General features: G+C 38.5%; 16 protein-coding genes. 4 read left to right on the forward strand and 12 right to left on the reverse strand.

Annotated features, from left to right (window positions below; all coding sequences use genetic code 11):
• Nucleotides 1–150: 150 nt before the first annotated feature.
• The 10 genes from ACM0OY_RS02945 to hrmK all read right to left on the reverse strand — a co-directional run bounded on the left by ACM0OY_RS02945 (nucleotide 151) and on the right by hrmK (nucleotide 13,108).
• Nucleotides 151–1,473, reverse strand: coding sequence for a protein kinase domain-containing protein (locus ACM0OY_RS02945; RefSeq protein ID WP_414567393.1), 1,323 nt, complete (start codon nucleotides 1,471–1,473; stop codon nucleotides 151–153).
• Nucleotides 1,474–1,700: 227 nt separating this feature from the next.
• Nucleotides 1,701–2,951, reverse strand: coding sequence for a protein phosphatase 2C domain-containing protein (locus tag ACM0OY_RS02950; RefSeq protein WP_414567394.1), 1,251 nt, complete (start codon nucleotides 2,949–2,951; stop codon nucleotides 1,701–1,703).
• 13 nt (nucleotides 2,952–2,964) lie between these two features.
• Complete coding sequence (locus ACM0OY_RS02955) at nucleotides 2,965–3,702, reverse strand: vWA domain-containing protein (protein ID WP_414567395.1); 738 nt, start codon at nucleotides 3,700–3,702, stop codon at nucleotides 2,965–2,967.
• Between the two features lie 131 nt (nucleotides 3,703–3,833).
• On the reverse strand, nucleotides 3,834–5,027 hold the full coding sequence (locus tag ACM0OY_RS02960) for a vWA domain-containing protein (RefSeq protein WP_414567396.1): 1,194 nt from the start codon (nucleotides 5,025–5,027) through the stop codon (nucleotides 3,834–3,836).
• A complete protein-coding gene (locus ACM0OY_RS02965; RefSeq protein WP_414567397.1) occupies nucleotides 4,999–6,063 on the reverse strand; it encodes a hypothetical protein in 1,065 nt (354 codons plus the stop codon). Before ACM0OY_RS02965 ends, ACM0OY_RS02960 begins: the two co-directional genes overlap by 29 nt.
• Nucleotides 6,064–6,116: 53 nt before the next feature.
• A complete protein-coding gene (locus ACM0OY_RS02970; protein ID WP_414567398.1) occupies nucleotides 6,117–8,072 on the reverse strand; it encodes a hypothetical protein in 1,956 nt (651 codons plus the stop codon).
• A 24-nt stretch (nucleotides 8,073–8,096) separates the two neighbouring features.
• A complete protein-coding gene (locus tag ACM0OY_RS02975; RefSeq protein ID WP_414567399.1) occupies nucleotides 8,097–8,999 on the reverse strand; it encodes a hypothetical protein in 903 nt (300 codons plus the stop codon).
• 29 nt (nucleotides 9,000–9,028) lie between these two features.
• Nucleotides 9,029–9,799: an ATP-binding protein gene (locus ACM0OY_RS02980; RefSeq protein WP_414567400.1), complete on the reverse strand. Its 771-nt coding sequence runs from the start codon at nucleotides 9,797–9,799 to the stop codon at nucleotides 9,029–9,031.
• Nucleotides 9,800–10,609: 810 nt separating this feature from the next.
• Nucleotides 10,610–11,221 carry a hypothetical protein gene (locus ACM0OY_RS02985; RefSeq protein ID WP_414567401.1) on the reverse strand — a complete coding sequence of 204 codons (612 nt, stop codon included), beginning with the start codon at nucleotides 11,219–11,221 and terminating at the stop codon, nucleotides 10,610–10,612.
• A 48-nt stretch (nucleotides 11,222–11,269) separates the two neighbouring features.
• Complete coding sequence (gene hrmK, locus ACM0OY_RS02990; protein ID WP_414567403.1) at nucleotides 11,270–13,108, reverse strand: hybrid histidine kinase/response regulator HrmK; 1,839 nt, start codon at nucleotides 13,106–13,108, stop codon at nucleotides 11,270–11,272.
• Nucleotides 13,109–13,292: 184 nt separating this feature from the next.
• On the opposite strand from hrmK, the gene ACM0OY_RS02995 reads away from it, so the two are divergent.
• Nucleotides 13,293–14,159 (forward strand): branched-chain amino acid ABC transporter permease, encoded by an 867-nt coding sequence (locus ACM0OY_RS02995; protein WP_414567404.1) that lies wholly within the window; start codon nucleotides 13,293–13,295, stop codon nucleotides 14,157–14,159.
• A 21-nt stretch (nucleotides 14,160–14,180) separates the two neighbouring features.
• Here the strand turns inward: ACM0OY_RS02995 and ACM0OY_RS03000 are convergent, their stop codons facing one another.
• Nucleotides 14,181–14,318 (reverse strand): photosystem I protein PsaX, encoded by a 138-nt coding sequence (locus tag ACM0OY_RS03000; RefSeq protein WP_181931953.1) that lies wholly within the window; start codon nucleotides 14,316–14,318, stop codon nucleotides 14,181–14,183.
• A 197-nt stretch (nucleotides 14,319–14,515) separates the two neighbouring features.
• On the reverse strand, nucleotides 14,516–15,475 hold the full coding sequence (locus ACM0OY_RS03005; RefSeq protein ID WP_414567405.1) for a lipoyl synthase: 960 nt from the start codon (nucleotides 15,473–15,475) through the stop codon (nucleotides 14,516–14,518).
• Nucleotides 15,476–15,785: 310 nt separating this feature from the next.
• On the opposite strand from ACM0OY_RS03005, the gene ACM0OY_RS03010 reads away from it, so the two are divergent.
• The 3 genes from ACM0OY_RS03010 (at nucleotide 15,786) to ACM0OY_RS03020 (ending at nucleotide 22,859) form a co-directional block, all read left to right on the forward strand.
• Entirely contained in the window at nucleotides 15,786–16,448 is a 663-nt protein-coding gene (locus tag ACM0OY_RS03010) for a response regulator (protein ID WP_414567406.1), read from the forward strand.
• 86 nt (nucleotides 16,449–16,534) lie between these two features.
• Nucleotides 16,535–16,669 (forward strand): hypothetical protein, encoded by a 135-nt coding sequence (locus tag ACM0OY_RS03015; protein ID WP_414567407.1) that lies wholly within the window; start codon nucleotides 16,535–16,537, stop codon nucleotides 16,667–16,669.
• Between the two features lie 385 nt (nucleotides 16,670–17,054).
• The gene (locus tag ACM0OY_RS03020; RefSeq protein ID WP_414567408.1) at nucleotides 17,055–22,859 is read left to right on the forward strand and encodes a protein kinase domain-containing protein; all 5,805 of its coding nucleotides are present in this window, start codon (nucleotides 17,055–17,057) and stop codon (nucleotides 22,857–22,859) included.
• The last annotated feature ends 36 nt before the right edge of the window (nucleotides 22,860–22,895 follow it).

Genomic DNA, 22,895 nt, shown 5'->3' on the forward strand with positions numbered 1-22,895 from the left:
CAAATTTTTTAGGACTTACACAAAAACTCTCTGAAACTCTTATTTGTTTGTTGTGTCCTTTGCGTCCTACCCTGCAGGAAGCCGCTCCGCGTCCTTTGCGGTTCGTTTTATCATGATTTTGCGTAAGTCCTGTTTTTAAAACAAGAATGTTTAGGTGCGGAATTCTCCTTCTGCCTTGCCGAAGTTAATCTTTGTGCCAAGGGCAATGCTTGTACTGCGTCCAGGTTCAACCTCTTTCACTTGACCATCAGCATTGGTGGTCACCCACTTTTCGCCAGAAAGGTTTTTCAGCCCCCAAATACTCGGGTTTTTCGGATTTTGATTGACTGCTGCAACTGGCCGAGAAAAATCATACTTTCCCTGGTTTTCAAGATGATAAGGAAAGAGTTGAGTGTCGTGATTGAGCATGACGATGCTATTGCCAATGCGGATGCGTGGCGGTACTTGGATTTGTTTGTCACAAGACCAGCAGGGATTGAGCTTTCCTGAAGTTTTGAGAATATCGCGATCGTAAAAGTTTTCACTACCGCAGTGGGGGCAATAGATAATAAAATCACGCAGGCGTATCATCGCTGTTCGCCATTCACCTTCACGCACGCGACCATTTTGGGGATCGCGGATTCCCTCAGTAAATGCTTTAATAAAAAGTTCTTGCAAAAACTTGGGGTAAATCGGCCAAAACGCCAAAGCATTATCTTGTTCGCCAGGAATTGGACAATTGGAAATATCATCAGGATCGAAGATGAAGACTGGCTCTGTGCCATATAGCTTTTTCATCGCAGGCAAGTCGAAGCAATGAATTGCTTGTTCTTTGGCACCTTCTAAAGGATGATGCACCATCAACATATAAAACAATAGAATTGCCAGCGAAAACAAATCTGTTTGAGTACTAGGAGAAGCATCACCCCGGACTATTTCTGGTGCCATAAAACGTGGAGTTCCATCAACTGAACCGGGAATGCCGTCTACATCCACATTGTCGTTATCGCAAATCCTAACTTCACCTGTTTTGGGGTCAAAGAAGACATTGCCGAAGGAGATGTCACGATAACACAACCCACGAGAATGGAGTTGCAAATAGCTATTAGCTAGTTCAAAGCCAGCTGTTGCTAGAGCGCGAAATGTTGGCTCTACCTTACGTTTCATCAAGTCAACAATGCCCTTGAAGCGAGATTCTCGTAGTGGCATGATATAACCATAGCCAGGAATATTGTGTGCTGATGCTAAATCCACTGGCCAAAGAAATCTATCATTAGGTGGGCCAAATTCAATCGCTTTTTCTAATCGCTCTCGCTGACGAATATCTTGTTCAATCCATTGAGGGAAATACCATTTCAAGGCCATTGGTGAACCGTTGAAGTTGATGCGATAAACTTCCCCTTGAGTCCCACCTCCAAGTAATTCCTCTAGTTGACACTTAGTTCGAGAAGCCTCAGTTTCAACTATTTGTCCTATTTTGAGTATCTGACTCATCTTTTTATTTCCCCTAACCTGGCAATTTGTTTATTTTGTTTCTATTCCCTTCTTTACTGTGTGCAAATATTTCCGATAGTGGTCTTTTTAATTGACCGAAACACAAAAGGATACAAGCTCCTAAATTGATTTATCGGGATTAATAATTTTGAATTTTGAATTCGGAGCGTACCCCTTGCGGGGAAGCAAGCTACGCCTAGCGTCTCGTAGAGAAGCGACGTGACCTACTATCGAATTTGAGTAGAACCTGGTGGGGAAGGCGTCTGTGTTCTTGCTGACCAGAACCAAAGCGTGAGGGCTGATATAATGCTAATAATTATAAAAATAATAGTAGCTATTAATGCATTTGCTAAAGAATCAATGCGCTGCTTAAAAGCTTGTTTTTGGGTTACTAGCTTGTTTTCAATATCAGCGATTTGTGTTTGCAGATCAGTAATTTCTGTTTGCTGCTGTTGCCTGAAATTATTCAATTGTTGTAAATTCAGTTTGCTATCAGTTTCTTGGCGTTTTTTGAATTTTTCTAACTCGTTTTCTGTTTTTTCATGAGCAGCTTCTGATTCATTAAGCCTACGGTTCATCTCCTTTAAAATATCTGTTGTATCTTTCTCATCAATCCGCTTGATTATGCCAAGTGTAATGTCATCCCCACTACCTTGATCTGAAGTTTCTATGAGAAAACGTTTTAGTTGTCGCTCGATTGCATCAAAGCCTTCATCACGAATCATTGCCAAGTAATCTCTGCCAATTTTGCAAAAATCTTCTTCTGTTGTGAAGGAGTTGGCATAGCCGTCTGTAGAAACCAAAATCATTGACAAAGAGTCTTCATCTGAATGTGGCACAAAACGAATTCGGATTTCTCTCCATGCATCTTCCATACAAAGGGAAGTTGTTTCATTGGCAATTAACTTTTGATCTTGAGGAAAAGGTCGTGTAGTTTCCCCAGAGGAATCTACACAAAGAATATCGCCATCCCCAAGTTGTAAGTAAAGGATGAATGACTCTGTAACTAAAACAGCTAACACTGTCGCACCATAAGCCAGTAGGGGATTTTTCTCAACAACTGGCCTTGCCGCACCGGTGCCATCTTTTTCTGTTAACTGCTGCCATTCCTCGTCTTTGAATGGCTGTTTTCCTAAATGTTCTTCAACTGTCTGTTTCCATTGAGTGACAAGTTCCTTTGGCAACTGTTCTTCTGCATAATTTTTGACAGCTGCCAAGTTGTCATCATCAGGTCGATCAACAAAGGTTTTAAGTGCATCGATCGCTTTTTCAACTGCAAACCGAGAACCCAAATCGCTGCGAAAACTTTTGGCACTGCCATGACCATCGGAAACCACCAAGACAATCGGTAGAGCCATTCTCGATGGCTGCCACCAGTCAATATAATCCTGGTTAGGTAGTTTGTGGCGCACATGAGTCGCCCCTTTGGCAGTTTCGCCGCCTACTCGCCACTTGACCTGATTTTTCTCTTCAACCATAGGATACTCTCTGTTACCAAATATCGTCTGCATCGCCACTGGCAGTAGCCGGGACTGGGATAGGGACTGTTCCCGCCATCACAGAAGCACCAGGGCTAGGAGCGCTACCAGATGCAGAAAAGGTATCAACAACTTTTGAGGGTGGGGCTGAGGCAGCTTTGACTACGGCAGTAGAAGCCCATTTAATATATTTGACCAGAGTTTCAGCGTTATTAGCTAGCAGTGGTTTGAGTTCTGAACCAGAACCAATAAATTTCTGGAGAACATCGGTGTCTGCATCTCTACCGATGGCGATCGCAATCCGAACTGCTCTTTTACCCCACGGCTGATCCAAAAGTGTTTTCAGTCCACTGTTAAAATCATCAGTCGGTTGACCATCGGAAATTAACACCAATACAGGGGGAAGGGCGCGATCGGTCATTGGTGGCATTTTCAGCTGGTCTGCTACCAATGACAGAGCTTTTCCCATATCAGTCAGTCCATCTGTTTTCAAATCTTCCCACTTGAAACTATCCACAGGTGTGGGTGTAGCAATATGCCACTGGGCACCGTCAGAAAATTTCACCGCCCGTACTAATATTTGAGCATGGGCATTTTCATCCGCAACCCTTCGCATTTCTGGAATTGCTTCTTTGATGGCATTGTTCAATGCTTGAATTTTGCCTTCTATTGACATCGAACCAGAACAATCGCAGATAAATATGAAATGCAGTGGTCTGGTTGCGATCGCTCCACCAGGAAGTGGACTCATAAATTAATAGCTCCTGATTATTCTATGTGTATATAAAAATTATGGTATTAAATATAACTTTTGTATATGACAGATTTACTTTTTAAATCTTCTACTGTTTTCTTCTACAAATTTTCATCAGCAAAATTTCTTTACGCATTTTTTTCTAATAGCCTTGTCCAAACTAAAAAAGGTAAATATGCCAAAATTCCACCAGCTATGATAGTCATTACTAAAATTTGAACTCTAATATGACCTGGCAATGTCGGGTTATTATTCAAGCGAAACTGTTTCTGTGTTGAAACTCCATCTACACTGACTTCAACAGTTTGTTCAGAACCCCGCTCAGTGTTAGTTGGTTTGTAAATAATCTCATACTCACCCAACAGTGCTTTTAGAAACTTATCCAGAGCTTCACTGATTTCAGCCCCATTAGCTGAAAATTTTTTCACTCCTCTTGAAGCTTTAGCAAGCCGCTCAAGCACAGTAATATCTACTTTACTAGTATCATTTTGATTTTCACTACCATATCCGAGAGTATGTAGTGTAATTGCTCGGTTATCTCTAAGGAGTTTTTCGAGGTTTTTCAGGTCAGGTTTATTTCGGTTACTCAAATATGGGTCGTAACCGTCAGATAGCAAAATTATGCCCAAACGTATTTGAGGCTGGTTAACATACTGCTTCCTGGTATAGTTACTTCTAAAATACTGAATAGCATTTTTTAGAGGTTCTCGAATGTTTGTTGCACCACAGGGTCGCTGAGATTTATCTCCTATAAATTTTTTCTCTAACTCTGATAGCTCTGTATCCAGAAATTTTCTATTTGAAACCGAAAATTTTTGACTGATAGTATTAATCTCTACTGGCGGAGGAAGATAGCCACCACCACAGCTAGAACCATTTTCAGCAAAAGGTAGAATAGCTATTTCTGTCGGTAAATTTTTAGTTTCTATTGACTTAATAAAAGACCTAATAGCCTTAATAGCAGCCATTCCACGAACCTGATTATTAGCATCCGGGTCATTCATACTACCACTCATATCCAAGAGAATAATAATTCGGCTAGGATCTGGTGTAACAGCATCAGGTTTTCTCAAAGTGAAACCTTCTACAGCTTTGCCATCAGCTTTGATAGTGAAATCCTTTTCATCTAGCTGTTGTGAAACTGGCTCGTTGTTTTCATCTATAACTTTGATACGGGCAATCACTTCTAAGCCTCTGCCTAAGTTTTGGTCATAAACACGAGAAATTAAAACAGACTTGGCATAACTTGGTTCTATCCAGCTTAAACCGATGATAGTTAGTAAGGCTACCCGACTAAGCTTCAGGGTCGAGAAATCTGTCATAAAAAACAAACCTCACATATTTTCTTTTAGTTGTATTAATACATTGCAGTGTAATAATTTGATTGTGTAATAGCTCGATTTCCTGCTCTTCTAAATCATCTTCTGGATTACTACAAGGTGCTATAAATATTTGCCGATTCCTGTAAATTAAATTATTTTTACCACAAGGACTTATCCAAGCTTTACGATTTCTAATAGTAATTTTTGCACTTTCTGGCGGCAAATCACTCACGTAAATATTAGCTGTTTCTCCTGAGCCGATCAATACTTCTTTGCTATCAGTTAACTGGATTGATAATCCTTCTTCAATTTTGCGATTGCGGCTATCATTTGTAAATTTTAAATTACCGTTAATTTTATCTGCTGCATTTTTTGTAAAACTACTACGAGTTGGTTCAAAACCTGCTCCTGCTCTCAAAGCTATCTGATAACTGGGAGAAGAGGTGAAGCTTAATGCTACTCCCAGAACTCCGCCAAGTATAATGAAACTAACAATATCTTGTTTTGGGTAAATTTCAGATAAAAAGAAGGCTACAATACTACCTACTGTTCCGATAATCAAACTGTTACGTAGCCGCTCTTTAACTCGCCTGAAATCAGGTTTTTCTCTAATTAATATACGCAAGCACCAGCTTAAACCTTCAGCTAGTCCAACAGTTAGTCCAATTAATATCCAATCAAGAAAACGAATAAAGAAAGCTGGTGCGGGGATGATGATTTTGATAACGGTACTAATTCCAGTTGAAAGTAATCCAGAAATTATACCTAAAATTAGGGCTATTAATAAAGGCGATCGCAGTACTCGTAAAGCTGCTTTAATTCGAGTAGGTTGACTCAAAAATGCCTCAGCCATAACCATGAATAAGGCTAGAAAAGAAGAAATAATTGTCAGCTTAACTAATTGTGGATATTCTAAAAAAAAAGTAAAGTTACTCGCTGACCAAATAGGTTGGAGATCGAAAAGCAAAAATTGACTAACACTCCAACCCAGAATTACTCCTATAATGCCAAACCAAAAATATAGATAATTACGCATACTTTATCGTTTTTTAGGTAAACTAATTAAATTAATGGCATTTATTTTTAACTTTATCTATTTCTATTTAAAATTAACGATAAGATAATACATATTGTCAATGCTACAAGAGATAAAATACATAAAAAACATAATATTATAAATACTGGATCATCAATATTTATTTGATAAATAAAATAATATATGAAATATATAATTAATAATAAAATAAAAGCGATTAAAGCAATTACAGTAATAAATTCAAGAACCGTATTATCTTGACGTATCTTACGTCTAGGGTTGGAAGTAACTTGTTGTCTAACTTTATTTTTCGAGGGTTGAGCCTGTAAATATCTAACTTGCACCTGTTGTCTTCGCTCGTTTATTCGGCGAGGCTTAAATCTGTTGAATTTATCTTTTAGAGTGGGTTTTCTCTTTAAAGAAGAGACAAAATCAGGATAATTTTTTATATAGTTAGTACTAATTTGATCGTATAATTGTGCTGAAATATTACCATTAATATTATTGTAAATTTCAGCTTTGATAATGCTAATTTTAGGCAGTTGACTCCTCTGCATTATTTTGATTACTAATTGATATCCCTGATTATATCTTTTTCGATAATTTACTTGTTTAAGGTTATTGAAAAACTTAGTTCTGGATAAATCTTCTGTTGGATTTAAATTATCTTCTTCTGAAGAACTAAAATTTATAATTAAGTACTGTTCTAAAGACTTACTTAAGGCATTTGCCCACATTATCTGTTGATTAAAAAATTTATCTATGATTAAACCTGTAGAAAATATTTTTATTAAAACTTTATTCCAAAATGGAAGACTAATTTTATTTTCAACTAATGAATTTATAACATACCAAACTCCTTCTTCTAAGGATTGATTAATTTCTGGCTTTAGTATAGTCCGTAGATATGTTTGACAACTTATAAAATTATCCCATAAATTCTCATTACTGTATACTAATTGTTGTAATAAATCAAGGGTTTTTTCTGGAATAATTATAGATTGGAGTGTTAATAAATAAATAATATTTTTTTCTTCAGCACAATCATTAAAAATTGGCTCAAATAAATTTTGCCAACTTTGATAATTATAATTATTAATTATTGCTTGTTTCAAGATTTTTTGGTTTTCAAGAGTTAATGTTCCATTATTCTTAAAATTTATTAAAGCAGATTTTAATGTTATCTTATTGGGTATTATTTCTATTTTTTCAGGAGTATCTTGATGTGTTTGAGGAAAATTAACAATATTCTCTTCAGAGATGTTGTTGTGATAATATTCTTCTGTTGCTGCCTGAATTAAAGTAAAAAGTTCGGGTCTTTTTAAAGAATGTATATTAAATGCCCAAGCAGGGTTAATCTGATTTTGATTTGCTAGTTGCAAGCAAGTAGACCAAATTTGCAATAACTTATTCAGAGAATTATCAATTCCTGGTTGGAGTAAGTAAAGATGAGGGTAGCCAGTAGGTCTGACACCATCCAAATTATTTACGTTAGGTAAATCTTCGCTTTTTATTGGAGAAAAATTATAAACTTGTCCTGGATCGTTATCAGAGATATCAAAAGTTATTTTATTTGCTGACCACCATGCTATTAATGTTGCCATTGCATCATAATCAGGTGATTCTTGGCAACAAAAGTATCGCTGAACTGGAAATATGCGAGAACTAAAATCGAGTGCAAATGTGATGACTGCAAGAACAGACCAATCATCAACTATTCTGCCAACTAAAGCTATGCCTGAAGTGAATTCTTCATTGAATCTCTGAGTACCGATCGCTCCATATTCTTCAGATGATAAAATAGACATACGATGGATATCTACAAATTGATTTCCATCAAAAGCTTGCTCTTGTATAGCTTGAATTATTGCTTCAGGTATTTCGTTATCCTTAAAAGTAATGCCAACATATTTTGGACCATAAAATCCAGTAGAAACCCAACTTTCACCTTGAAGTTTATAAGTGAAACCTCTCCGAAATTCATAGATTTCAATTTGTTCTTCGGTCATAGTTTTTAATTAATTAAACTGTGTTCAAAAAGAAGGATTTTTCCATTTATTTCCTGTTGCTATCCAATACAAGGGGTTAATCAAACCGTGGGGTAACCAAGAATCCCGATTGTTTAGTACAGCACTTCCATTACCTTGTGTATAGCGGTTGGGACGTGGGTCGTTATGGCCTAATACCCCGAAAGAGGATAGGGCAAAAAAACTAACATTGCTTTGGGGAATCAGACTAGGTTTTCGTAAAAACTCTGTAGTTTTCGGGAGACGAACTTTGAATAAATCTCTTTCTGGTTCCCATCGACTAGGCCAAAGTTCTCCTCGTTCGCATTTACTCATCACTATAGCCAAGCGCAGATCTCGCAAAATATCTTTTTGTTTTGCTTCGCGGATAAGTATTTGAAGAATATCTTGATATTCAGAATCAATATCATCAGCATCTAAGTTCGTCAAACTAAAATCAGGCAACATGATAATCCATCCAGTCGCAGCATTCATGCAATCTCTCAAGTAGCTTTTTAGCCTGGGTGGTTGAGGATATTGAAGTAGATCTTGAAAAAATTCACCTCCATAATCTTTTGCAGTTAATATTATTTTTAGAGGGTTGCTTCTCAAGTAATTTGATACTTCAATTAAAAATTTATATTCTGGCAGATGAGATGGATCAATTGCTAAATCAGTAGGAAGTAGTGGAGTCTGATTCATCCATTGACTTTTACCATCTTGTTCTAAAGCGATCGCATCATCTGATTGAGCAGTAACAGTTACTAATTTGTGATTGGGATTTTGACTTTTTAGTAAAAGTGCAAGGGCTGATAGATAAGTTGTTTTCCCCGAAGCTTGTGGCCCAAGAACATAAATCTTCTTGATATCTTGAACTGTTCTTTTTTTCGGTGATGTTAGTGTTGGTTTTGTGGTTTTGACCGTAGACATCAGTTCTACTCCAATTATTTTTTGTTTAATTATTTCAAATATGTACCAATATATATCCAGGGTAGTTCTAATAAAATTCTTTTGTAATATGTAGTTACGAATAACTGAACTGGGATACGCCTCTTCATATCAAATGTGTCAATTAATTCTGCAACTTCTACAAAAGACTGTTGCAATATACGTTCCTTATGTTCATACCATTTAATTTTTTGCAGTGTAGAATTTTTTTGATAAAGTTCACATTCTCTGACGACATCACAAAACAAGTCTGCCATATTTAAACAAAATAAAATATGGTCTGTTTTCTGACAATGCTTTTCCAAAAAATCAAACCATTCTTGAAAACGATTTTTCCATTGTTGTCGGCTACGAAACCGAGTATCTTTTTTATTAAAATTAGTTTTCCCTGCTACAAGTTCTAGTAACTCTTCTTCGAGCATCTGCCGATGTGGAGCAAGAATAATCATTAAAACCTTGGCATTTTCCAAACTTTCTAAAGTGTCTTTCCAATCGTTATGATTTTGGGTTTGCCAGATTGAATTTGGTCTCCATGCTTCTCCAGCTGTATCAATCCAGTTAACATTAAACTCTTTGAAATATCCGAACAGGTTAACTTTTACTTGTAAATTAGTATTGTATGTATTATCAGTAGGGATGATATTTCCATTGTTTGTAAATTTTTTTTGTAAATCTGTAATAGACGGTGAAATTACTTGGACATTTCCGTTTTTAGATTTTGCTAACTCCAACATCAAAGTTGTTTTCCCAACCCCTTGATCGCCAATCACAATCACTGACATAATTACCTAATTGACTCTAAAATAATACCAACTACTTCAAGTATTAAGCACCATACACCCAATCAATACTTACTTGTTTGACTGAGTTATCCAACTGTTTAAGTAGTTGAGGATGACGAAATAGAAGAAAAATGCAAAATTCAAAATCAAGAGTCTGGGGCATTGACACCCGCTACTAATTGTTCGCCCTTGGCGGGGGAAACAAGCTATAAAAATGGGTTTAAAACCCAGTTATTTATATGCTAGTCGGACTCCAATACCCAACTTAATTCTGATAACTGATGCCAATATTGCTGTTTTAATAAAATACAATTAGATGAAACTAAAAAGTCTGTCTTATCTGCTTTTTGCCTCCTGCATAGCTGCATTTTTTGTTATTAAGTTTCAAGTTTTTACAATTGCAAGTCCGTCCTAGCCTCAAACACACCATAGCCTGAAACGAAAATAGGCATTCAGCTAGGTTTCAAGTTAAAAGTCAGGAACGCAATTGTTTCAGTAAATTGCTAAGCAGTAATTTTTATTGATGTTTAATTAAACCCAATCGCAGATAAATTATGCATAGCCGATGGTTTATAGTATACACGTAAGTATATACTACAACATTCATAAAAAGTATGCAAGGAGTAATATCAGTGTTACCTAAGTAGCTAGGCGCAAATAAATTAAAGTTTGTAGTAAGGACTAGTCCTAATAATCCTGAATCAGCGATGAATCGCTCACTACAGACTGAGATTTTATATTGAATTATGCCTATTTCGTTATTGCTAATATTTGTATACAGTAGTGTTGTTGCTTGATAACAAAATGTGACTAAATTTCTAGAGGAGTATCGCGGTATCCTAGAGAAATTTGTCTAATCCATTGGTGGAGAATTCTGTCGATCTCGGAATTTTTTACTTGTATTTGCAGTCCATCTTGAAGAGCTGCTGCAAATTTTTGATGTTGGTATCCGTCGAAGTCTCTAAAGAAGCATTCAGGGTTATCCTCGTAAAACTCTTCTAAGTCGATTGAATACTGCCAAGTTTTTGCCTTAGGACTGACTATTCTCAGTGTCAGGGTATATGGAGTTGTCAATGAGGAATATGCTTGGTCAAAAAATACTGTTGTCCCACCCGAAATAACTTTTAAAGCCAGGGCCCAAGATTCAACAGCCCAGATAGCAGCATCATCAGCTAGAGCTTGGCTGTCCTTTACCCGCTTTACCAGTCGCCCTAGTAATAATTCAGAGGGGACATTGTTTTGGTATGTAAGCAGGTCAACCACTACTTGCTCTTTGAGTGCGCTAATCAGTGCCGAAATTTCGCGGCGGTGTTCTCCACAGACATCTCGCAGCATTGCTTCACAGCGCTTCGGGTCACTCCAGAGATAATCACCATATTTTTCAATTAGTTCAGAAAGCTTTTGGCGAGACAAATTATTCATTCAGTAAGTTCTCCATTTGATACTCCCCCCGACTGAAGAAATTTCGCCTTAGGTTGGTGCTTTACTATACTTAGCGACCAAACTAGCTAAAAGTGCCAAATCAATTGGTTTAGAAATATAATCATTTACTCCAGCGGCTAGACAAGTTTCGCGATCGCCTTTCATTGCCATTGCTGTTTGGGCAATCACTGGAATATTCTGATACTGGGGATTTTCTCGTAGTTCCTGCACCAACTTCAGACCATTTCCATCTGGCAGGTAAACATCCATCAAAATTACTGCTGGCTCTAGTTGTGTTAAAGCTTCCCACATTTTTGCAGCACTCTTAACCCAAGTCACCTGATATCCCAATTTAGATAGATAAATTTGCATCAAATCACCATTGGGTAAATCATTTTCAACCAGCAATATCTCAGCAGACGAACTAGGAATAACGGGCAAAGCAGATAAAGAACATTTTACTTCCCCTGCTTCCCCTGCTTCCCCTGCTCCCCCTGCTTCTTCTGCCTCCCTTGCTTCCTTCAGGGGAAGCACCAGGGTAAAACGTGAACCGCGATTTAGTTCAGATTCCACTTTCACCAAACCACCGTGAATTTCCGCGAGTTTGCGAGTCACTGCTAGACCCAAACCAGTACCTTCAACACCTGCTACAGCGTTGGCAATTTGGAAATAGGGATGAAACAGTAGAGCTTGGTCATCTTGGGATATACCAGTGCCAGTATCCCAAACTGTAAAATGCACAAATACACCTTTGCAAGCAACCTGTAAGCCAACACTGCCTTTGCTGGTGAACTTTAAAGCGTTGAAGAGTAAATTCAACAGCATTTGCTTGAGTCGTAATGGGTCGGCTACTAAAGTTGTAATATCAGGGTCAAGTTCTAGAACTAGTTTCAAACCCTTATTAGCGGCTTTTTCCTTCACCAGTGCCAAAACATTGCTACACAGCAGTGGCACATCTACTGTTTCCCACTGTACTTCTAGTTGGTTAGCTTCAATTTTAGAGAGATCTAAAATATCATTAATCAGAGCTAGCAAGTGCTTGCCGCTAGACTGAATGATATTTAAATACTCTTGTTGACGTTCTTTACTGGGTTCGTAACCTTGAGCTAACAGCAAATGGGTAAACCCGATAATCGAACTTAGCGGTGTACGAATTTCGTGACTGGTGTTTGCTAAAAACTGATTTTTCAGTTGATTAGTACGCTCCAATTCTTGATTAGAGCTACTTAGCTTTTCATACCGTTGCTGCCAAGATAGTATGTGTCTGAGTTGGAGCAAAGCTGTATTACACTGCTTTGCAGACCTGGCCATTAATTGCGATCTGAGCTGAGCTTGCGATTTTATGAGTGGGTCAGAATCAGACCCTAGTGCTGCTGTGGCGATAAGTAGCCAGCCGATGACGCCACCAGAATCATCAGTTAACCGCCAAGCATTCGGCGTTTGTTGATTTTCAAGCTCCTGCAAATCTTTGATTTCTATGGTCTGTTGCAATCTCAATGGCAGCTTTTTTTCTGCTGTCACCGTTACTTCCAACAGTAGATCTTGTGAGCCGGAAAATGGGGAACGAGAAACATAGCAAACTGTAGCAAATGTTTGGTGTGGCTCAAGCAGAGCAACGCCTACGGCAAACTGCACGAACGCCACATGGCTGGTGTCCACAGCAGTGCTAATCTGGTTGACCACAGTTTGGAAAATTTCTGCTTCTGCGGCTAGTGACTGTGAGACAGTATTACAAGCAGAAAGCAGGCAATCATTAAGGCGACTTTGCAACTGGTTTAAACTTTTCTCCAGCCACAAATCGGCGCGAACTTGTTGAATTGTTGTCAAAAGTTTTGGCGTTGCATCTATCTGTGAGTTGTGTTCTGGTAAGCTTGAATACTGCTGCATGGTCAACTAGACCGCTGAACAAGTTTAGCTTTGCATAAAAATCCAAATAGGATTCTATGTTATGTGGGCGGGCAATCCTTTTTTATTTATAAACCATAACTTATGGTGTCGGGTTTAGCACCTAAACCAAAAAAAATATTGTATGAAGGACTGATTTCAAAATTTTTTCTGGCAACTTCAAACTATGGATATACAATTCGCCCAACTAATCGTCAATGGAATTGCAGTGGGGAGCATTATTGCTCTAGCCGCAGTTGGACTCACACTGACCTATGGAATTTTACGTCTATCTAATTTTGCTCATGGTGACTTTCTCACTTTAGGAGCCTATCTAACTTGGCTAATCAATACCATTGGAGTCAATATTTGGCTATCAATGATCCTTGCAGCAGGAGGAACAGTAGCAGCAATGCTGCTATCAGAAAAGTTACTCTGGTCAAGGATGCGCTCTATTCGCGCTACTTCCACCACGCTGATTATTATTTCTATCGGACTTGCCTTATTTCTTCGCAATGGAATTATTTTTATCTGGGGTGGCAAAAATCAAAATTACGATTTACCTGTTACGCCAGCTTTAGACATCTTCGGCTTGAAAGTGCCGCAAAATCAATTATTAGTATTGGGGTTGGCAGTACTAGCAATTTTGGGGCTGCACTATCTCCTGCAAAACACCAAAATTGGTAAAGCTATGCGAGCAGTTGCTGACGATTTAGACTTAGCCAGGGTTTCCGGTATCAATGTTGACCGAGTAATTTTCTGGACTTGGCTAATCGCTGGTACTCTTACATCCTTGGGTGGAAGTATGTATGGGTTAATTACAGCTGTGCGCCCGAACATGGGATGGTTCTTAATTTTACCATTATTTGCTTCAGTAATTTTGGGAGGGATTGGCAACCCCTACGGTGCGATCGCCGCAGCTTTTATCATTGGCATTGTCCAAGAAATCAGCACTCCTTGGCTGGGTTCTCAATATAAACAAGGTGTAGCACTGTTGATTATGATTTTGGTGCTACTCATTCGTCCCAAAGGTTTATTTAAAGGCACGATTTGAGCAGCACCGCTCCACTTCTAACTACTCAATAATGTGGAAATAATAAGCTGCTACCAAGAAATTGATCGCTAACAAGAACAGTGCCCAGCCTGTGCGATAGGCGTAGGGAGGTTTAGCTCCACTGTCGGCAACTGCGGAATTCTTAGCTTTAGCAGTCATAATGCGGTTCTCCTAATGTCAGGACTTTTTAAGAAATACCAAATTATGTGTACCAATCCCTCAACTTCTTTAGAAATATTTGAAGTTGGGCATTGGGCAGAAGAGGCAGAAGAGGCAGAAGAGGCAGAGGGGCAGGGAGCAGGGAGCAGAGGGGAAAGAGATAATTTTTTATTCTCCCCTGCCCCCTGCTCCCCCGCTTAACTCCCTACTCCCTCCTCTCCCGCATGGTAAGAACTACGAACCAAAGGCCCGGAACGGACGTGGCTGAATCCCATTTGCCGTGCTAAGGAGCCGAGTTGATCGAATTCTTCTGGAGTCCAATATTTTTGGACTGGTAGATGTTCTAAAGAGGGGCGCATATACTGGCCGATAGTCAAGCGATCGCAATCCACAGCCCTTAAATCAGCCATTGCTTGGACGACTTCATCGGTGGTTTCTCCGTGTCCCAGCATCAAACCTGATTTGGTGGGAATTGTCGAATCCAGTTCTTTGACCATAGCCAACACCCTTAGGGAGCGATCATACTTGGCTCCCCGGCGCACTGGTCCAGTTAACCGTCGCACTGTCTCAATGTTGTGGTTGAAACAAGCTGGTTTGGCTTCGACAATCATCGCTATGCGCTGGCGTTGACCCGACTCTCCAACGCCACTTGCTCCACTTGGGGAAACCCCAAGATCGTAGTGGCTCCTCCCCGCACCACCCCAAAAATCTGGGGTCAGGACTTCAATTTGAGTTTCTGGATTGAATTGGCGGATAGTCGCGATCGTCTTCACAAAATGCCCTGCACCTTGATCGGGCAAATCATCACGAGCTACAGAAGTCAACACCACATAATGTAATCCTAACAGCTGCACCGCCTCGGCTACCTTTTGTGGTTCCTCTAAATCAATAGGCATCGGTGCATGACCTTTATCCACTTGACAGAAAGCACAAGAGCGTGTGCAGGTAGGCCCCATGAGTAAAAAAGTTGCGGTTTTTTGGGTGTAGCACTCTCCCCGGTTGGGACAACGCCCTTCTTCGCAAATCGTGTGAATTTGCCGCTGTTTAATAATGCGTTGTACGGTAGAGATTTCGCTGGCTTTGCCAATGGGGCGACGTAGCCAGCTAGGCATTGCCATAATTTCAGACTTGAGTTCGGCTTTTTCTGACGAAATCATCTAAAAATCTCCGAGAGTATCGAAACGGCGTATCTTTGTAAGATGCGGATGTGCAGTGAGGCGGAATCAAGAATTCTTTGTCTACCCCTATCCCTTATGCCTTAGATCGAGGCTAAAGCTTTAAATATCACAATGACACAAATTTAAAACAAGACAAGCAAAAGTTTTGCAAGACACGTCTAGTAGTGTCATTTATACCGAAATATACTATCCCCCAATTCATAGATATTTTGTATATAGTGGGAGAATTCTCAAGGACAATCGGCAAAGCCGCTATTTACACTTAAAGTTTCTGTTAGAGCAAACAGTCGTGGCAAGCAATAAAATTTTAGTTATCGATGACACTACAGTTGTCAGGGTAAAAGTACGAGAAATGTTGCCTCCGGGCAATTTTGAGGTACTGGAAGCAAAAGACGGTGTGGAAGGACTAAATTTCATCCTTCAGGAAAAACTCAGCCTAATTATGCTGGATTTCCTGTTGCCTAAAATGAGTGGCTGGGAAGTTTTCCAGCAAGTTCAAGCCCACCCAGAGTTAAGAAAAATTCCTTTGGTGATCATGTCTGGTCGCAAAGAAGAAGTGACCGAGAAAATCTCAGAACCCTTTGAATATTTTGAATTTCTTGGCAAGCCTTTCGATCAGAAGCAACTAATTGGCGCAATTAAGTTAGCTATGACAAAAGCGAAACAACCACGCCCAGAACTAGTTGCAGTGGGAGCAGGCGCCACTAAAAATGGTACTGTTACAACCTCCAGTGTCACAAGTGCTACGGTAGCAACTTCTAGTGAGCCAAATACCTTAGTAACAACCCCACCTCCTGTAAATACTACAATACCAACCTCTAGTTCCCCAGGAGTCTCCCAGGCGGAAATTGAGGCGTTGAACGATAAAATTGCGAAAATGCAAGCAGAAATAGAGGGTTTAAAGAAACAGCTAACTCAAGTTGTGACTTTTATTAAACAAAAAATCAAATAAGCTAAAACACATTTAAATTGCATAACTACTTCATCTGGCTGTTCTTTGTCATTAGTCATTGGTCATTTGCTTTAGACAAAGGACAAATGACAGTCTTAACCAGAGAATACGCAACTTGGACACAAATTAGCTTAAAATTTGCGATCGCTATTATCCTCTGCACCTCCAATTACAAATTAATAATTACTAATTACTTGGTCAGGGTGGGAGGATATTATTAACCTCAGTTGCTAGTCTAGCAAAACATTCCTAGACCCATTAAACCTGCCATACTTTACTCTTGAGAACAATAGTATGGCAGGTTTTTTGTTATTTGTGCTGATTGACAAAAAGACAAATAGACGTTTTAACGTAATAACTAACACGCCAAAATAACCCAAAAAATAAAAGTATTTTTGGTATAAAAAAATAAAAATATAGTTGCTAATTTAATGGTTTTATCGAAAAGGTAACATTTATAAAAATATAAAACCTGGAATATAATCTTTACTGAAAATTCAATTTTCCCATAAAAATTGAACAATAATTTTTACGATCTATTGATAACGATAGTCTACATAGGGGAATACTAAGCCATAGAAACAAAAATTATGAATATAGATTGCAATGTCAATATTACTAGATACACTATATGCGTTTCCTGGCTATAGGATAACTGAGCAAATCTACTCAGGCAGTAAAACCCTAGTTTATCGAGGTATTAGAGAACAAGACCAAAAATCAGTCGTCCTGAAATTGATGCGGAATGAATATCCGACATTTGCCGAAATTGCTCAGTTTCGCAATCAATATATCATCACTAAAAATATCGATATTCCTGGTATCGTTAAACCCTATAGTTTAGATAATTACCGTAACAGCTACATCTTAGTGATGGAAGATTTTGGCGGTATTTCCCTGCAAAAATGGCGACTGGACGACAAGGATAAAAAAGAAAATAAAATTTACCTAGATGAGTTTTTCGACATTGCTATTAAAATTGCATCTATTCTTGAAGAACTGCACCGCGATCGCATTATTCACAAAGATATTAAACCTGCTAATATCTTGATTAACCCAACCACGGGTGAGATAAAAATTATTGACTTTAGTATTGCCACACTCCTGCCAAGAGAAAGTCAATTTCTGATAAATCCTAACGTTTTAGAAGGTACTCTCGCTTATATTTCCCCAGAACAAACTGGTAGGATGAACCGAGGTATTGACTACCGCACTGATTTTTATTCCCTTGGTGCCACCTTCTTTGAACTCCTCACCGGACAGTTACCCTTCACCAGCAAAGATCCGATGGAGTTAGTTTACTCTCACATTGCTAAACAACCGCTAAAAGCTAGCCGAATTAACTCAAATATTCCAGCAATTTTGTCTGATATTATCAGCAGGCTGATGGCCAAAAATGCAGAGGAACGCTATCAAAGTGGATTGGGGTTAAAGCATGATTTGGAAGTGTGTCAAAAGCAGTGGCAAGAGACAGGAAATATTGCACCTTTTGGACTAGGCAACCGCGACATTTCAGACCGTTTTGTAATCCCTGAAAAACTCTATGGTCGGCAAAATGAAGTTGAAACCCTACTAGCTGCTTTTGAGCGAGTTGCTAACCCCCTTGAATCCCGCAGCAGATGTTACCCTACGGATTCTGCATTGGCACAGTCTCCCATAGAGAAGGAGTACAAGTCAGCAGAATTACTTGCTTTGAGCCAGGAAACCTCTTCAACGCAATGGCTCCCCAAGCCACTGCCTCCCCTTACTCACAGAGGGGTAGAAATGATATTAGTCGCGGGTTTCTCTGGAATTGGCAAAACTGCTGTAGTCAACGAAGTCCACAAACCCATCCTGCGCCAGCGGAGTTACTTCATCAAAGGAAAATTCGATCAGTTTCAACGTGATATTCCTTTATCAGGATTGGTGCAAGCTTTTCGAGACTTAATCGGACAACTGCTCTCAGAAACTGATGCCCAAATTCAACAATGGAAAGCCAAGATTCTGCGAGAATTAGGTACACAAATTCAGGTAATTATTGATGTAATTCCTGAACTCGAACAGATTATTGGCAAGCAACTTCCGGTTACAGAACTTTCTGGCAGTGCCGCCCAAAATCGTTTTAATTTATTGTTCCAAAAATTCATTCAAATTTTTACCACAAAAGAACATCCCCTCGTTATCTTTCTCGATGACTTACAATGGGCAGATACAGCTTCTTTAAAATTAATTCAGTTATTAATGTGTGAAAATACGTTATCTAATATTTCAGAAGAGACAGAAAAAATAACTGAAATTAAAAGAGGCTTATTATTAATTGGTTCCTATCGAGATAATGAAGTGTCAAAAGCACATCCACTCTATTTGACACTGCAAGAGATTGAACAAGCAGGAGCAAGTATTAGTACTATTACCCTAGCACCTTTGAATCAGGGTGATTTAAATCATTTAATCGCTGACACGCTTCATTGTCCGGAATTAGTTGCTGTTTCTTTGACTCAGATGGTGTTTGCCAAAACTAAAGGTAACCCTTTCTTTTCTATTCAATTCCTCAAGTCTTTATACGAGGAAGGGCTAATTGCATTAAACTTCGATCTTGGTTATTGGCAGTATGATATTTGCAAAATCAAAGAATTAGCTCTTACAGATGATGTAGTAGAATTTATCGCAATTCAGATAGAAAAACTGCCGATAAATACCCAAAAAGTCTTAAAACTTGCTGCTTGTGTTGGCAACCAATTTGACTTAAAAAGTTTAGCGATCGTCCATGAAAAATCTGTAGTAGATACAGCATCAGATTTGTGGCAAGCATTACTTGATGGATTAATTTTACCACATACAGAAAATTACAACATTTGCCCGGTCGATAATAATAAAGAGTTAATTATTGCAGCAATAGAATCTACACAATTTGCAAGTCTGAATTTACAAATACCTAAATATAAATTCGTACACGATCGCGTACAGCAAGCTGCTTATTCTTTAATTCCTGAAGAGCAAAAAAAGCCAATTCATTTAAAAATTGGACTACTGTTGTTGAGCAATATTCCAGTTGCAGAACAGGAAGAAAAGATTTTTGAGCTTGTTAATCAACTGAATATTGCGGTGGAATTTATCTCCCATCAAGCTAAGCGAAATGAACTCGCCCAAATGAATTTAATTGCTGGACGTAAAGCTTTAGCATCAACAGCTTATCCAGCTGCGGTTAAATATTTAACTATCGGTATCCAACTACTAGCAGCTGATAGTTGGGAAACAAAACATCATCTCACCCTAGCTTTATATGAGAGTGCGACAGAGGCCGCATATTTAGCTGGGAACTTTGAACAGATGGAGCAATTAGCAGAGGTGGTGCTGGTACGTAAACCACTGCTAGAAAAAATAAAAGTTTATCAAATCAAAATTCAAGCTTACGGAGCGCAGAACCAAGCACTGGAGGCCGTAAATACTGCACTCAGATTTTTGAAACTTTTGGGAGTGGAATTTCCTGAACACCCAAGTGAGTCTGATATTCAGTTAGCAATGGCAGAATTAGCATCAAATCTCAACAGCAGACATATTCAGGAATTAATTAATCTACCGGAAATGATAGATGCTCAGCAAATAGCAGTGATGCGTATTCTATCAACTATTATCGCTATTAGTTATTTAGTTACGCCGCAACTGTTTCCGCTGATTTTTCTCAAACAAATCAATCTATCAGTTAAATATGGTAATACTTCCCTGTCTGCTTCTGCTTATGTGAATTATGGGTTAGTACTCACTGGGGTAGTGGGAGATATTGAGTCTGCCTATCAATTTGGCAAACTGGGTATAACTTTAGTGGATAAGTTGAATGCTAAAGAAGTCAAAGCCAAGATCATTCTCGCATTTAATACAACTATTAGGCATTGGAAGGAACATACTAGGCAAATATTAAAACCTTTGCTGGATGGTTATGCTATTGGAATAGAAACAGGAGATTTAGAATACGCAGCCTATTGTCTTAATGCTTATTCCTATTCTGCATATTTTGTTGGTCGAGAACTGACAGAACTAGAGCGAGAGATGGCAACCTACAGTAATGCGATCGCTCAAATCAAGCAAAAAATAGTATTTAACTGGATTAGTATCCACCGACAAAGCGTTTTAAATTTGCTAGGGAATGTAGCAAACCCTTGTTATTTAATTGGGGAAGCTTACAACGAAGAAAAAATGCTGCCGCTTTACCTTGAAGCTAATGATGTAATGGGAATTTTCTATTTTTATGTTAGCAAAGTGCATCTTTGTTACCTCTTTGAAAAATACCATTTAGCTTTGGAAAATTCTACATTAGCAGAAAAATATTTAGATGGTGGAAGAGGGCAGTTGGTTACTCCTCTGCTCCACTTTTATGATTCACTAACACGACTAGCTTTATATGCTAATGCATCCGTTTTAGAACAAAATTCTATTATGGATAAGGTTCAAGTGAATCAAGAGAAAATGCACCAGTGGACACATCATGCCCCTATGAATTATTTACATAAATATTATCTTGTAGAGGCTGAACGGTGTCGGATTGGTGGTAAATATCTCGAAGCAATAGAATTTTACGATCGCGCTATTTCCCTGGCTAAAGAACATGAGTATCTTCATGAAGAAGCCCTCGCTCAAGAACTCACTGCCAAATTCTATCTAGAATGGGGCAAACATAAGATTGCCCAAAGCTACTTTACAGATGCTTACTATAGTTACGTTCGCTGGGGAGCATTAGCAAAAGTTGACGATTTAGTAAAACGCTATCCCCTATTACTCGCTCCTGTATTTCAGCAGGAAAAACTCAAACTAAATATCCATTCCAGCCAAGAAAGTACTTCTTTCAATAACACATCTCTATCTACTTTGAGTAATCAACAAACTGCCATCGGCTCAAAGACAAGTATTTCTGATTCTCTGGATTTAGCTACATTTATTAAAGCATCTCAAGCACTATCTGGGGAAATTGAGCTTGAGCGACTGCTTTCTACTTTAATGGAAGTTGCGATTGAGAATGCAGGAGCTTCTAAATGTGCTTTGATTTTAAGCGAAGATGATAGCTTAGCATTAACTATTACAGCAGTTTGTTCGAGTTCAAATTTTGAACATAGCTATACTGAGTTTCCATCAATTTCTTTAGAATCAAGCTACGATGTTCCCATTACTTTGATTAACTATGTTAAACGTTCCAGAGAAATATTAGTTATTGATGATGCAATGGCTGTTTCATTTTTAGCCGCTGATAGCTATATTATCTGTGAAGAACCCAAGAGTTTATTGTCTATACCGATTATCAATCAAGGAAAATTGATTGGAATTATTTATCTAGAAAATAATTTAACGACAGGAGCATTTACACGCGATCGCGTAGAAGTTCTGAAACTACTCACTACCCAAGCAGCAATATCCCTCAAGAATGCTATTCTCTACAAAAATTTAGCACAAGCTAAAGAAAGCTTGGAAAAATACAACCATACTCTAGAGCAAAAAGTCCAAGAAAGAACTCAGGAACTCAACCACAAAAATGAAAGATTACAACAAGCAATACAGGAATTAAAACGTACTCAAATTCAATTAATTCAAAGTGAAAAAATGTCTTCCTTAGGACAAATGATAGCGGGAATAGCGCATGAAATTAATAATCCCATTAATTTTATTCATGGAAACATTGCTCATGCCAGTGATTATGTCCAAAATTTGCTGGAATTGATAGCTGTTTATCAACAGGAATACCCTGATTCTTCGCCCATAGTTGAGGATAAATCTGAAGAAATCGACATAGATTTTTTAGCAGAAGACTTGCCAAAAATTCTAGATTCCATGAAGGTTGGCAGCTCACGTATCCGCAATATTGTTTTGGGCTTACGCAATTTTTCTCGCCTTGATGAATATGAGATGAAGCCTGTAGATATCCATGAAGGAATGGATAACACGTTGATGATTTTGCAGCATCGACTTAAGGATAAGAACGATTATCCGGAAATTCTAGTCATCAAAGAATATGGAAACCTCCCAGAAGTAACTTGTTATGCAGGTCAGCTGAATCAAGTATTTATGAATATTTTAAGTAATGCGATCGATGCTTTAGAAGAATCATACGTAAATGAGCAACATAGAAATTTCAGTGGAAGTTTAGGAGCATCAGAAGTTCAAGAACAAGTGAAAAATCATCATGCAAAAATTCGCATATCTACTCAACTAACAGATTCTAATTCAGTGGTGATTCGGATTGCCGATAACGGTTATGGTATGGCAGAATCCGTGCGGCAGAAAATTTTTGATCCATTTTTTACCACTAAGTCAGTTGGAAGTGGTACAGGCTTAGGGTTGTCGATTAGCTATCAAATTATTGTGGACAAACACAAGGGTAGTTTAACCTGTAATTCTGCACTAGGAGAAGGAACTGAGTTCGTGATTGAGATACCAATGCAATAAGGATAATTGGGCTTATCCTTTTTATGATTTAGCTAA

Origin of the sequence: Nostoc sp. CCY 9925 (genome assembly GCF_963920935.1) — a bacterium.
Classification (GTDB): Bacteria; Cyanobacteriota; Cyanobacteriia; order Cyanobacteriales; family Nostocaceae; genus Nostoc.